This window comes from Bradyrhizobium sp. A11 (genome assembly GCF_042077125.1).
GTDB classification, from domain to species: Bacteria; Pseudomonadota; Alphaproteobacteria; order Rhizobiales; family Xanthobacteraceae; genus Bradyrhizobium; species Bradyrhizobium japonicum_B.
Window position 1 is genome coordinate 4767775 of record NZ_CP149509.1, and the last position, 13598, is coordinate 4781372.

At 65.5% G+C, this 13598-nt stretch carries 10 protein-coding genes; all 10 read left to right on the forward strand.

Translation table 11 applies throughout. The annotated features are described in order from the left end of the window. The first annotated feature begins 34 nt into the window (after positions 1–34). The 10 genes from WI560_RS22430 to WI560_RS22475 all read left to right on the forward strand — a co-directional run bounded on the left by WI560_RS22430 (position 35) and on the right by WI560_RS22475 (position 13571). Complete coding sequence (locus WI560_RS22430) at positions 35–1084, forward strand: nucleotidyltransferase family protein (RefSeq protein WP_375304899.1); 1050 nt, start codon at positions 35–37, stop codon at positions 1082–1084. Continuing rightward, positions 1081–1989 carry a Gfo/Idh/MocA family protein gene (locus WI560_RS22435; protein WP_375304900.1) on the forward strand — a complete coding sequence of 303 codons (909 nt, stop codon included), beginning with the start codon at positions 1081–1083 and terminating at the stop codon, positions 1987–1989. The genes WI560_RS22430 and WI560_RS22435 overlap by 4 nt, the downstream gene beginning before the upstream one ends. Further along, positions 1986–2687 (forward strand): acylneuraminate cytidylyltransferase family protein, encoded by a 702-nt coding sequence (locus WI560_RS22440; RefSeq protein ID WP_375304901.1) that lies wholly within the window; start codon positions 1986–1988, stop codon positions 2685–2687. Before WI560_RS22435 ends, WI560_RS22440 begins: the two co-directional genes overlap by 4 nt. A 13-nt stretch (positions 2688–2700) precedes the next feature. After that, positions 2701–3522 carry an SDR family oxidoreductase gene (locus WI560_RS22445; protein ID WP_375304902.1) on the forward strand — a complete coding sequence of 274 codons (822 nt, stop codon included), beginning with the start codon at positions 2701–2703 and terminating at the stop codon, positions 3520–3522. Between the two features lie 71 nt (positions 3523–3593). Then, a complete protein-coding gene (locus WI560_RS22450; protein ID WP_375304903.1) occupies positions 3594–5048 on the forward strand; it encodes a hypothetical protein in 1455 nt (484 codons plus the stop codon). A 71-nt stretch (positions 5049–5119) separates the two neighbouring features. Then, on the forward strand, positions 5120–6508 hold the full coding sequence (locus WI560_RS22455; protein WP_375304904.1) for a surface carbohydrate biosynthesis protein: 1389 nt from the start codon (positions 5120–5122) through the stop codon (positions 6506–6508). Between the two features lie 4 nt (positions 6509–6512). Continuing rightward, positions 6513–7916 carry a capsule biosynthesis protein gene (locus WI560_RS22460; RefSeq protein WP_375304905.1) on the forward strand — a complete coding sequence of 468 codons (1404 nt, stop codon included), beginning with the start codon at positions 6513–6515 and terminating at the stop codon, positions 7914–7916. Positions 7917–7927: 11 nt separating this feature from the next. After that, positions 7928–8677, forward strand: coding sequence for a glycosyltransferase family 2 protein (locus WI560_RS22465; RefSeq protein WP_375304906.1), 750 nt, complete (start codon positions 7928–7930; stop codon positions 8675–8677). A gap of 166 nt (positions 8678–8843) precedes the next feature. After that, positions 8844–9806 carry a UDP-glucuronic acid decarboxylase family protein gene (locus WI560_RS22470; RefSeq protein ID WP_257196369.1) on the forward strand — a complete coding sequence of 321 codons (963 nt, stop codon included), beginning with the start codon at positions 8844–8846 and terminating at the stop codon, positions 9804–9806. Between the two features lie 336 nt (positions 9807–10142). Then, a complete protein-coding gene (locus tag WI560_RS22475; RefSeq protein WP_375304907.1) occupies positions 10143–13571 on the forward strand; it encodes an autotransporter domain-containing protein in 3429 nt (1142 codons plus the stop codon). Positions 13572–13598: the final 27 nt, after the last annotated feature.

The following is a 13598-nucleotide window of genomic DNA, read 5'->3' on the forward strand; positions in this document are numbered from 1 at the left end:
CCCCCAATATCTGGCGTAAACGAGGCAGATTGCCATGAAATCCTGGCGTAAGGCCGTCGTTGGAACGCGGGCGACCGTGGGCGAGGCCATCGCTGCCATCGAGAGCGGAAGCATTCAGATCGCGCTCGTGCTCGACGACCAGAACCGCCTGCTCGGCGTGGTCACCGACGGTGACGTGAGGCGCGGGCTGCTGCGGGGTGTGCCGCTCACCGGCCTTGCGACCGACATCATGAACCGCACGCCGGTGTCGGTTCCGGCGACGCTGCCGCGCGAGGAGCGCCTGCAGCTGATGCGGCAGAAGTCGATCAAGCAGCTCCCGCTTGTCGATGAGGGCGGCCATCTGGTCGTGGTCGAGACGCTCGATGAGCTGCTCGAACCGGCTCACTATCCGAACCCGGTCCTGATCATGGCGGGCGGCTTGGGTGAGCGGCTGGGCGCGCTGACGCGCGACGTGCCGAAGCCAATGCTCAATGTCGGCGGCCGGCCGCTGCTCGAGACGATCGTCCGCAACGTCGTGCAGCAGGGCTTCGGCAACATCTTCATCTCGGTCAACTACAAGGCAGAGACGATCAAGGACTACTTTGCCGATGGCGCCACCTTCGGCGCCAACATCCAGTACATCCACGAAACCGAACGCCTGGGGACTGCAGGCGCGCTCGGACTGTTCAGGACGCCGCCGGATCTGCCGATGATCGTCACCAATGGAGATATCCTCACCACGATCAACTACGGGGCTCTGCTCGACTTCCACAACGCAACGCCGGCGGAGGCGACGATGGCCGTGCGCGAGCACAAGGTCCACGTCCCCTATGGCGTGGTGTCCACGTCGGACGGATTTCTCGATGCCATCCGCGAGAAGCCGACCGAGAGCTGGTTCGTCAGCGCCGGTATCTATGTGATCGGCCGGTCCGTCTTCAGCCATGTGGCGCCCGGCGTCAGCATCGACATGCCGACGGTGCTGGAGCGGGTGATCGCCGACAAGGGACGGGTCGCAGTCTATCCCATTCGGGAATACTGGCTCGACATCGGCCGCCTGGAGGATTTCGAGCAGGCTCATGCGGAGTTTCACGAGGTCTTCCCGTGACCTCGACAAAAGCCGTCGTGGTTGGCCTCGGCTCGATCGGCACAAGGCATGCGCGCATCCTGCGCGAGCTCGGCCTGGAGGTCGCGACCGTCAGCCGCCGCGAAGGCGGCGACTACGGCTCGATCACGCAGGCCATCGTGGCGGCGCATCCGGACTACGTGGTGATCGCCACCGAGACCGCACGCCATGCGGCGGATCTGCAAGAGCTCGCGCAGGCCGGCTTCGATGGCAAAGTCCTTGTCGAAAAGCCACTGTTCGCGACACCGGCCCCTCCCCCGAAATATCCGTTTACCCATGTCAGCGTCGGATACAACCTGCGCTTTCATCCCGTCATGACGGCGCTGGCCGAACGACTGCGCGGGCGCGACGTGATCACGGTCGCCGCCTATGTCGGCCAGGACATCAGGGACTGGCGGCCGGGCCGCGATCATCGCGCGACCGCATCCGCCACGGTTGATTCCGGAGGCGGCGTGCTGCGGGATCTCAGCCACGAGCTGGATTATCTGCTGTGGCTGTTCGGGCCGTGGCATCGCGTGGCGGCGCTCGGAGGCGCATCCGGCGCGCGCGACATCGACGTCGACGACCACCTCGACCTGCTGCTCGACATGCAGCGGGCGCCATCTGTCCACGTCCATATGGATTACCTCGACCGGCAGGGCATCCGCCGCATTCGCGTCAATGTCGACGACGACACCATCGAGGCCGACCTCGTCGGCAGCCGCCTCACGGTTAACGGCAGGACGACCGAGATCCCAAGCGAACGCGACCAGAGCTATCGCGACATGCATGTCGCGGCGATGCACGGCGCGGCGCCCATATGCTCGCTGCCCGAGGCGCTCGGCGTCGTCCATCTGATCGACGCCAGCGAGCGGGCTCTGCGCACCAAGACCTGGATATCGCCATGAGTCTCGTTTGTACCATCTGCGCACGGGGGGGCTCGAAAGGGGTCGTCGGCAAGAATGCGCGCGATCTCCTGGGCAAGCCCGTGCTGGCGTGGAGCATTGCGCAGGCGCGCGAGACCGGCTTGTTCGATGCGATCGCCTTCAGCAGCGATTCCGACGCACTGCTCGACGCGGCGATCAAAGCCGGCGCCGACATCGCGGTCAAGCGTCCCGACGAGATGGCGACCGACGCCGCGCCGAAGCTGCCGGCGATCCGCCACTGCCTCGAGCAGGCCATTGCGCAAACGGGCACGACGCCGGAGATCTTCGTCGATCTCGATGTCACCTCGCCGCTCCGGCTGGCCTCCGACATTGCCGGCGCCGTGGCACTGCTGCGCGAGAGCGGCGCGCGCAACGTCATCACCGGCGCGCCGGCGCGCCGCTCGCCCTATTTCAACCTGGTCGAGCAGCGCAGCGATGGCAGCGTCGGCCTTTCCAAATCCGCCAATCCTCCGATCACGCGCCGGCAGGACGCGCCGCGCTGCTTCGACATGAACGCGTCGATCTATGTCTGGCGTGTCGCGCCGTTCCTGGCGCAGCCGGCAGTATTCTATCCCGACACGCGTCTGTTTGAGATGCCGGAAGAGCGCTCGATCGACATCGATTCCGATCTCGATTTCGCGCTGGTGGAACTGTTGCTGCGCCAACGACTGTCGGCCTGAGGAGGCCCAAGCGATGACCACGAGCTTCAAGGCTCTGTTCGATCTAACCGGCCGCACGGCCGTCGTCACCGGCGGATGCGGCATCCTCGGCCGGCGCTTCGCCGAAGGCCTCGCCGAGTTCGGCGCCAATGTCGCGATCGTCGATCTCGATCAGGCTGCGACCGACGCGGTGGCCGCCGACGTCACCTCACGCCACGCCGTCCGCGCCAGGGGCTATGGCTGCGACATCACCCAGCCCGGCTCCGTCCGCACCACGGCCGATGCGATCGAGGCCGACCTCGGGCCGGTCTCGATCCTGCTCAACAACGCCGCCAGCAAGACCCGCGATGTCGATGCCTTCTTTGCGCCCGTCGAGAAATTCTCCCAGGACACCTGGCGCGAGATCATGGCGGTCAACCTGGACGGCATGTTCAACGTCGCGCAGGTGTTCGGCGGCCGGATGGCCGAGCGCGGCTATGGCGCCATCGTGCAGACCGCCTCGATCTACGGCCTGATGGCGCCCGACCAGCGCATCTACGAAGGCTCCGAATACCTCGGCCGCGCCATCAACACGCCCGCGGTCTACACGGCGTCCAAAGCCGGTGTCATCGGCCTCAGCAAGCACCTGGCGACCTACTGGGCGGCGAAAGGCGTTCGCGTCAACACCCTCACCCCGGGCGGGGTGGAGAGCGGCCAGAACGAGACCTTCAAGGCGCGCTATGGTGCCCGTATCCCGCTCGGCCGCATGGCGCGCGCGGACGAGATGGTGGGGACCATGCTGTTCCTGGTCTCGGATGCCGCGTCCTACGTCACCGGCCAGAACATCGCCGTCGACGGCGGTCTGAGCGCCTGGTGAGCGGCCGGGGCATGCTCAAACAGCTGATCCGCAACACGTTGATATCCAGCGCGGCCTTCGGGATCTCGGCGGTGCTCGGCCTCGTCGTCATACCTGTCATCATCCGCACCTGGGGCGTGACCGAGTTCGGCCTGATCGTGCTGGCTCGCATCCTGCTGCCGACCGGCATGATGGGACTGCTCGATTTCGGCCTCTCCGAGGTCACGACGCAAGCGGTCGCACGGGCGCGGGAGCATCGCAATTGGCGGATCGCCGGCCAGCAGCTGGCGCTTCTGACCGTGATGGGGGGCGGCCTCGCAGGACTTGTCGCGATCGCCGTCTGGATCAGTGCGCCTTACCTGACCATCGCACTCCGCGTCGATGCCGCTCACGCCGACAGGTTCTTGGATATCTTGCGCTACACCGCACTTGCCAACCTGGTGCTGATCCCGGCGCTGATCTGGGAAGGCATTGTCAAGGGCTTCGAGCGCTACAACATCCTGCGGCTGGCGGAGGTGAGCTCCACGATAGCCTATGTCGCCTGCACAATCTGGGCCGCCAATGCCGCGGCCTCGTTCGAGCTGGTCGCCTATATTTACCTCGCCAGCACCTTGATGCGCGCGTGTCTGGTGTTCGTCGCAGCCTTCGTCGCCGTCGTGCGCAAAGTGCGACCTGCTATGTGGGACGCGCCGATCCGGCGCGAGCTATTTCACCGATGCGCACTATTCGCGCAGGGCAAGCTGACGGGCGGTTTGGCGCTGCCGATTCAACCCTTCCTGGTCGGCCTCTTGTTCGGGCCCAAGGGTGTCGGGGTGTACGACACCCTGGTCAGGCTGCCTCGGGTATCCAAGGTCGTCGTTGGTCTGCTGACATCGGCCCTGCTGCCGGTGGCAAGCCGCCTCGACGAGCGCGGCAACGCTACGGCGTTCCAGCGCCTCGGCGAATTTGGGCTGATCATCCTCCCGATGTTCACGGTTCCGCCGCTGATGGCGGCCGCCGTGCTGTCGCCCGAGATCATGCAAGTGTGGATCGGACCGCAGATGGCCCCCTATGCCTTCTGGATGGGCCTGAGCTTCGTGGTCCCGATCTGCGCTCAATACCTCGCCTTCGGCAACGTCATGTTCCTGACCCGCACGCAGGTGCAGTCCCGGCTGAACCGGCTCATGATCTATCAATTGGCGGTTTGGACCGTGGTGGCGCTTGCGACGCTGCACTTGTTCGATGAGCGAGCACTGATCCTCGGCCAGGTGGTTGGCAATGCCGTGATTCTGCCATTGCAGATCGGCGCCGTGAGCCGCGCGTTGCAGCTTGACTCCCACCGCCTCCTTAGAGCACTTCTTGCTCAAGCCGTCATTCTCGTGGTCTTGGGCCTGCTTCTCCTCGAGCTTGCAGATCACCTCGCAATCGACGGCTTCTGGAGGCTGGGAGCTGCGATCGCCGCGTTCTGCGTGGTCAGCTGGGTCTTGCAGTATTTTCTGGTTTTGGAAGACCGCCAGCGGGCCATCTTCGGGGAACTTGGCCAACGCTTCGGCTGGACGTCGATCTAGCTCACCATTCGCATCAGCATGTTCGGAAGATCGATGACCGCCCTGCTTCATTCCACGAGGAGACGCGAACGGTGCGCATAGGCCTGGTGGTCGATCACCCCAAGCGTGACCTGCCGGGCGCAGTCATGCTCGGTTATCAGCTCGCCCGGCGCGGCGCCGCCGTCGCGCTGGTGCCGATGTACGAGCAGGCCGTCGATGTCCCGCGACTTGGGCTGGACGCACTGGTCGTCAACTACGCACGTCCCGTCAATCTCGACCTGATGCGCAGCTTTGCCAGGGCCGGCCTGGCGTTGTACGTGCTCGACACCGAAGGCGGAGTGCTGGCAGAAAAGGGCGGCAACTCGCCTCCGGCGATGGCCGCCCACATCAAAGCCAGCGGCTACGCCGACATACTGGCGGGCTATTTCTTCTGGGGAAGCCGGCTGCACGACGCCTTCCTCGCAGCCGAAACCATGAAGCCGGAGCAGCTTCATCTCACCGGGTGTCCGCGCTTCGATTTCGCCGCCCCACGCTGGCGCGCGCTGCTCGACGGCGAGCCGCGAGGCTATCTGCTCGTCAACGCCAACTTTCCGCTGGTCAATTCGCGCTTCACCGGCAAGCCGGGCGGCGAGCGCGAGGCGATGGTGCGGGCCGGCTGGGATGGCGCCTATGTCGACCGCTTCATCGCGGATCTGAAGCAGGTCTTCGCCAACTATCTCGCCGAGATCGACCGGCTCGCCGCAGCGCGGCCCAACCGCAGCATTCTGGTGCGTCCGCACCCCTTCGAGCGCGAGGACGTCTATCGCAATGCGCTCTCGCGCCACGCCAACGTCCTGATCGACGGCACCGGCAGCGTGCTCGACCGCATCCGCAATGCAGCCGCGGTCATCCATCTCAACTGCGGAACGGCCGTGGAATCGGTATTGCTCGGAAAGCTGCCGCTCCAGCTCGAATATTTGAACACCCCGACCACGGCAGGCCACGCCGCGTTGCCCGCGCGCGTCAGCCGGCAGGTCACCTCGTTCGACGAGTTGCTCGGCGCGGTCGATGATATCGAGCGCGAGACGGAGACCTTCGATTTCGCCCGCGTACACGCCGCCGATATCGAGGCCTTCTTCCATCTCAACGACGGAAAAGCCGCCGAACGCGTCGCCGATGTTCTGATCGGAACGACGAGCTCGAACCGGCCATACGTCTCGCTGCTTGCCACGGTGAAGGGAACGCGCGCCAAGCCGAGCCTTGGTCAGATCGTCAAGGGCGCCGCCAGCGCCGCGCTCGGCTCCGCGGTCACCGAGCGGCTACGCAGCCAGTTCAATCCGGCCCGACGCGACAAACGGATCGCGCCACCCTTCGTCCAGTCCCTGCTCCAGCGCATCGCCGCTCACGATCAGGCGAGTCCGTCTCGATTCACGGCAAGACGCGCGCATTGCGCGACGACGGGCCTGCCGCTCGCGAGCATTGCGATCGAACACGCCAAGTAGAGCCATGGCAGCATCTGCAAAGACCATTCTCATCACCACGCTTGCCGAATACCAGACCCGGTTCTGGATTCCGGTCGCGCAGCGATTGCGCGCGGCAGGCCATGACGTCGAGTTGCTTGCCTTCGACGATCGCAGCGCGGAGATGTCGACTGCGGAGGGCGTGCCGGTCACGAACATGTACCGCGAGGGCCTCAAGGCCGGCCCCTCACCCGACGATCGCGGTGCGTTCGATGCGCGCGTCGCATCCTACGGGCTCGACGGCGCCAATTTTCTGTTCAGCCACGAGCGCTTCACCTTCGGCATCCGCGACACCGCCGCGCTGCGCCGGCGCTTCATGATCTATGCCAACGCGATGGAGGCGGTCCTCGACCGGCTGGAGCGGCAAGGCAAGCGCGCCGAGCTGGTGCAGGAGCTGGGCGGCTTTCTCTCGGTGCTCGCGAGCTTCTACGCCGCCAAGCGCCGTAACATTCGCAACTGGTTCATCGAGCCTTCGTTCTTCCGCGGCCGCATGTACTTCACGCCCGACACGCTCGGCGCACCCGACGTGATGCCGGCGCCGGCGGACGCCGTGTCTTCGGAGGTGCGCGCCTATCTGGACGACACGCTGACGCAGCGCGCGATCGTCATCCCCAAGAAGGACCAGCATCATTATTCGGCAGCCTTCAAGAAGGTCGTGAACCTGCGCAACGCCCGCCGTCTCGGCGAGAAGCTGTGGGACCAGTTCGCACTCGGCAAGCACCAGGAGTTCGGGCACAATCTGCGTCACGCCCGCGTGCACGCCGCGATGGCACTCAACGCGACACGGCTGCGCAAGCTTTACAAACCGATGCCCGAAGCACCCTTCGTCTACTATCCGTTCCACGTCCCGGCCGACATGGCGCTGACGCTGCGCTCGCCGGACTATCTCGACCAGGTCGCGACCGTCGACTTCCTGCTGCGGACGATCCCGGATTCGCATGTGCTGGTGGTGAAGGAGCACCCCGCTCAGATCGGCGCGATCTCTGCCGACCGCCTGTTCGAGCTGGCGCGCCGATTCGACAATTTCGTGCTGCTGCCGCCGCAGACCAACAATTACACCGTGCTCAATCGCGCCGATGCGGTCATCTCCGTCAACAGCAAGTCGGGCGCCGAAGCGCTGCTGCTCGGCAAGCCGGTCGTGGTGATGGGCGATGCGTTCTACCGCTCCTGTCCGCTGGTACATGCGGTCGATCGCCTGGCCGACGTACCCGCCCGGCTGCGCGAGGCGCTCTCCGCCGGGTCTTTCGATCCGGCCAAGGGCGCGCCCTATTTCGAGTCCGCCTGGCGCCGGTCTTATCCGGGCGAGCTCTATATCAGCGATCCCAAGCTGCTCGACACGTTTGCGGCCTCCTTGCGCGCGGCAATCGCCGAGCCGGCCCGCGTGAACTGAACGGACCCATCATGCCGCTCGTCTCGATCATCACTCCATCCTGGAACGTCGAAGGCCTGATCGAGGAGACGATCCGCTCGGTGCAGAGCCAGACATTCGCCGATTGGGAGCTCTTGATCGCCGACGACTGCTCGACCGACAAGACGCCGGCGATCATCGCCGCGATCGGCGAGCGCGATCCGCGCGTCAAGCTGATCCGGCAGGCCAGGAACGGCGGCCCGGCGCTGGCGCGCCAGGCGTCGATCGACGCCGCACAAGGCCGCTATCTCGCTTTCCTCGACAGCGACGATCTGTGGCTGCCCGAGAAGCTGGAGCGGCAGCTTGCCTTCGCGAAGGAGAAGCAGGCCGCGCTCAGCTACACCGCCTTCCGGCGCATCAACGAGACCAACACCGTCACCGGACGACTGATCGAGGTGCCGGCCTCGCTGACCTACGACCAGCTCCTGAAGAACACCGCGATCGCGACGCTGACGGCGATGGTTGACCGTGAGATCGCCGGCCCCATCGCGATGAAGAACGAGGGCTATGACGATTTCTGCCTGTGGCTCTCGATCCTCCAGCGCGGCCATACCGCCTATGGCCTCAACGAGGATCTGGCGCGCTACCGCGTCAGGGGCTCCTCCGTCTCCAGCCGCCCGGTGCGCTCGGCCAAATGGGTCTGGCAGATCTACCGCAATGTCGAGCACCTGTCCCTGATCCGATCGGCCTGGTGCTTCGGCCATTGGGGGGCACGGGCCTGGTTGAAGCGGCGGGAATTCTAAGCTGATCGCCGGGCGCCAGCGCGCCCCTCCCCCAAAAACTGCGAAAACAACCCCATGCACAGTAGAGGTATTTAGATACCTCGATGCAAGGCATTTGGCTATTGGCGAGTCCGGCCGTTGTCGATACCACTCAGCCGCTCCCGTCGCGAACAACCTGGAACCGATCATGCCGTTTGAAAACTACAGGAACAGCCGCATCCTCGTGACCGGGGGAGCCGGGTTCATCGGATCGCACCTCTGCGAACGACTGCTCGAGACCGGGGCCGAGGTGGTGTCCGCCGACAATTATTTCACGGGCAGCCGGCGCAACATCGCCCATCTGATCGCAAATCCGCTGTTCGAGGCCGTCCGGCACGACGTCACCTTCCCGCTCTACATCGAGGTCGACGCCATCTTCAACCTCGCCTGCCCGGCCTCGCCGATCCACTACCAGCGCGACCCCGTGCAGACCACCAAGACCTCGGTGCACGGCGCCATCAACATGCTGGGGCTCGCCAAGCGGCTCAAGGCGCGCATCTTCCAGGCCTCGACCAGCGAAGTCTATGGCGACCCGCTGATCCATCCTCAGACCGAGGATTACTGGGGCAACGTCAATCCGATCGGCATCCGCTCCTGCTACGACGAGGGCAAGCGCTGCGCCGAGACCCTATTCTTCGACTATTGGCGCCAGCACGGCCTGCCGATCAAGGTCGCGCGCATCTTCAACACCTACGGCCCCCGCATGCAGCCAAATGACGGCCGCGTGGTGTCGTCCTTCATCGTCCAGGCTCTCAAGGGCGAGCCGATCACCGTGTTCGGCGACGGCGGACAGACCCGCTCGTTCTGCTATGTCGACGACCTCGTCGAGGCCATCATGCGGTTGATGGCGACTGCGGAAGACATCACCGGCCCGATCAATATCGGCAACAATTCCGAGTTCACGATCCGCGAACTCGCCGAGAAGGTGATCAAGCTCACGGGCTCGCGTTCCAAGCTGGTGTTCAAGCCGCTGCCGCAGGACGATCCGCGCCAGCGCCAGCCCGACCTCGCCAAGGCCAAGGCGCTGCTGAACTGGGAGCCGAAGGTCGCGCTCGAGGACGGGCTGAAGGAGACGATCGCCTATTTCAAGCGCACGCTCGAGATCGCCTGAGCCGCTGCGGGAACGTCCATCGACGCATTAAGCCCCCGCAATATTCGCGCCGCGCGGCATCATCAGCGATCGGCGTGCCGCCTGGACTCGGGAGCCCCTGCCGCCCACCGAGCGGGACACGGGCCTTCCGGCCTGCCCCGCCGCAATGCAGCATGTTGCCCGGTAGCCACGGCGGCTGAAAATGCAAGGCGAGCCAGGCCGGAAACGAGCGCACATGGACGGCCATTCATTGCGGGCCGTTGCGGCGCCATGGGAACATGGCGTGGGTGCCTGGCGGCAGCGCACGTCAAAATTTCATATTCGCAGTGATTTCTTTGCTGATTTGAGAAGATTTGGATGGCCGGAGCGACAAAGGCAGGAGGGCGGATCGGATATGGGCTGCGATCCATCGTGCGCGGCTCCCTGGCGACATTCCTCGCTACCACCGCACTCGGCGTCGTCGCCGCGCACGCCCTGGACGGCACCTGGACCGGCGGCTCCTCGGACTGGACCAGTCCGGCCAACTGGTCGTCCAACCCGGGCGTGCCCGACGGGACCGCGACCTTCGCCAACACCGGCAGCACGGCGGTCGACAACAACAACGGCGGCGTCAGCATCGGCACCATCCGGTTCGCGAACACCTCGCAGGCCTACACGTTCACGATCGGCAACCCGTTCACCGTGAACGCAACGGGCATCATCAACAACGACACGGTCAATACCCAGAACTTCGAGGTCACCTCCGGCAACAATCTGGTGTTTCAGAACGGCAGCACCGCGAGCGGCGGCGCCGGGATCGTGATCATCACCAACGATGTCGGCGGCAACGTCAAATTCAGTCAGAGCAGCACGGCCGGAACGGCAAGTCTCGCCAACAGCGGCATCGTCACGTTCGAGAATTCGGCTTCTGCCGGCAGTGCCACGATCACCACCAACAACGGCGCAACGACGAACTTCACCGGCACGGCAACCGGCGGCAGCGCCAAGCTCATCACCAATGCCGGCGGTACCGTCGATATCTCAGGCTTGACCAGCGGCGGAATGACGGCCGGATCAATCGAAGGTGCGGGCGATTATGTTCTCGGCGCCAACACACTCACGACCGGCGGCGCCAACAGCTCGACCCAGGTCGACGGCATCATCTCCGGCACCGGCGGCCTGACCAAGGTCGGCACGGGCACGCTGACGCTGGCCGGGACCAACACCTACAGCGGCGCCACGACGATCTCGGCGGGAACGCTGGCAATCTCCGGCTTCGGCAGCATCTCGTCATCCAGCGTCGTCACGGTGGACGCGACACTCGACATCTCGGCATCCGCCGTCCCGTTCAATGTGATCACGACGCTTGCCGGCAGCGCTTCCGGCATCGTCGACATGGGTGGCAACGGGCTGGTGATCACCAATGGTTCGACCGAGTTTGCAGGCACGATCCAGGGCACCGGCGGGTTCGAGGTTTTCGGTGGAACGCAGACGCTGTCCGGCGTGAATACCTACTCGAATGCGACCCAGATCGATGCCGGCGCGACGTTGGCACTGAAGGGGGCGGGCTCGATTGCAAACTCGGCGTTCGTCTCGTTCAGCGCGGCGAGTGCCACGCTCGACATCTCGCAGACGACCTCGGGCACGTCGATCCGCGGCCTCGGTTCGCCGGGCGGCAGCGGCATCGTCGCGCTGGGGTCGAAGACGCTGACGATCACGTCCGGCAGCACGTTCGGCGGCGTGATCCAGGACGGCGGCATTGCCGGCAGCAGCGGTGGCAGCGTCGTCATCGCCGGCGGCGCCGTTCAGGCGTTCGGCGGCGTCAACACCTATACCGGGACGACCACCATCCAGGCCCTCGGCGAGCTGGACCTCGTCACCTCCGGGGGCATCGATGGCAGCATTGCGACCTCGAGCAACGTGATCGCCAACGGCGTCTTCGACATCACGGCCCTGAGCACCGGCACCGCGATCAGATCGCTCTCGGGCGCGGGCACCGTCAATCTCGGCGCCAACGCGCTGACGATCACGGGCGGCAACGGCACCTTTGCCGGCGTCATCGACGACGGCGGCGCCGGCGGCGGACTCACACTCACCGGGGGCACGCAGACGCTGACCGGCATCAATACCTATACCGGCGCCACCGCCGTGAACGGCGGCACGCTGGTGGTGGACGGCTCGATTCTGAACAGCCCGACCGGCGTCAATGCCGGCGGCACGCTCGCCGGCAGCGGCACGATCGCGGGCGTCGCCATCAACGGCGGTACGCTGGCGCCCGGCAGCACGACGAATCCGTTCGGCCCGATGACGATCAGCGGAGCGCTGACCTTTACCGCCGCCTCGACCTATCTGGTGCAGGTGTCCTCGGCCAATGCGAGCCTCACCCAGGTCACGGGCGCAGCCGGTCTTGGCGGCGCGGCGGTGAGCGTCAACTTCACATCGGGTACGGTCAAGAAGCAGTACACGATCCTGACCGCGGCCGGCACCCTGGCCGGCAGCACCTTCAACCCGAACGTCGCCTCCAACGTGCCGACGCTCAAGGGGACGCTGAGCTACGACCCCAATAACGTCTTCCTCAACGTCAACGTCAATTTCGCGCAAGGTGGCGGGCTCAACGTCAACCAACAGAACGTCGCGAATACACTGACCAACTTCTTCAACACCACCGGCGGCATTCCCTTGGCCTTCGCGGCACTGTCGCCAGCGGGGCTGAGCATCGCCTCGGGCGAGCTCGGCACCGGTATCATCCAGGCGGCGATCAATGCCGACGGCCAGTTCCTCAACCTGATGCTCGACCCGACCGTCGCCGGACGCAGCGGTGGCTTCGCCAAGGCGGGCAGCGTCGCACAGTTCGCCGGAAGCAATGAGGTTGCCTCCTACGCCGCGATGCGGCCGGCCACGGCGCGCGAGCGCGAGGCTTATGCGATGGCGACCAAGGCGCCGCTCCTTTCCTCGCAGCCAAGCAGCCGCTGGAGCGTCTGGGCGGCCGGCTATGGCGGCTCGGCCCAGGTCGGCGGCAACGTACCGGTCGGCTCGCACGATCTGACGGCGCGGGCCTGGGGCGGCGCAGCCGGCGCGGACTACAGGATCTCGGTGGACACGCTGGTCGGCTTTGCGCTCGGTGGCGGCGGCCTGAATTACTCGCTCGCCGACGCGATGGGCTCGGGCTCGGCCGACCTATTCCAGGCCGGCGTCTACGGCCGGCACAATTTCGGGCCGGCCTACGTCTCGGCTGCGCTCGCCTATGGCTGGCACGACGTCACGACCAACCGCACTGTGGCGCCCGGCGGCTTCGACCAGCTCCAGGGCCGTTTCAAGGCCGACACATTCTCGGCCCGCTTCGAGGGCGGCTATCGCTTCGCGACGCCGCTGGTCGGCATCACGCCCTACGCTGCGGCGCAGGTGACGAACTTCAATCTTCCCAATTACTCGGAAGTCAGCCTCAACGGTGGCGGGCTGTTCGGGTTGAACTATGCTTCGCAAGCGCTGACCGATACCCGCTCTGAGCTTGGCCTGCGCACCGACAAGTCCTACGCGATGCAGAACGGCGTACTGACGCTGCGCGGCCGCGCCGCCTGGGCACACGACTACAATCCGAGCCGCGCAGTCACCGCGCTGTTCCAGACCCTGCCCGGCACCAGCTTCGTGGTGAACGGCGCTCAAGTCGATGCCGATTCCGCACTCGTGAGCGGCAGCGCCGAGATGAAATGGCTGAGCGGCTTCTCGATCGCCGCCACCTTCGACGGCGAGTTCTCAAGCAACGTCACCAGCTATTCCGGTAAGGGCGTGTTCAAGTACGCCTGGTGAGCTGCAAAGCCGCGGCGTTCGAAATCG

Excerpts from the sequence above, each read along its gene's own strand:
- WI560_RS22430 (WP_375304899.1), top strand. The coding sequence starts at position 35 with ATGAAATCCTGGCGTAAGGCCGTCGTTGGAACGCGGGCGACCGTGGGC.
- WI560_RS22440 (WP_375304901.1), top strand. The coding sequence starts at position 1,986 with ATGAGTCTCGTTTGTACCATCTGCGCACGGGGGGGCTCGAAAGGGGTC.
- WI560_RS22445 (WP_375304902.1), top strand. The coding sequence starts at position 2,701 with ATGACCACGAGCTTCAAGGCTCTGTTCGATCTAACCGGCCGCACGGCC.
- WI560_RS22460 (WP_375304905.1), top strand. The coding sequence starts at position 6,513 with ATGGCAGCATCTGCAAAGACCATTCTCATCACCACGCTTGCCGAATAC.
- WI560_RS22465 (WP_375304906.1), top strand. The coding sequence starts at position 7,928 with ATGCCGCTCGTCTCGATCATCACTCCATCCTGGAACGTCGAAGGCCTG.
- WI560_RS22470 (WP_257196369.1), top strand. The coding sequence starts at position 8,844 with ATGCCGTTTGAAAACTACAGGAACAGCCGCATCCTCGTGACCGGGGGA.
- WI560_RS22475 (WP_375304907.1), top strand. The coding sequence starts at position 10,143 with ATGGCCGGAGCGACAAAGGCAGGAGGGCGGATCGGATATGGGCTGCGA.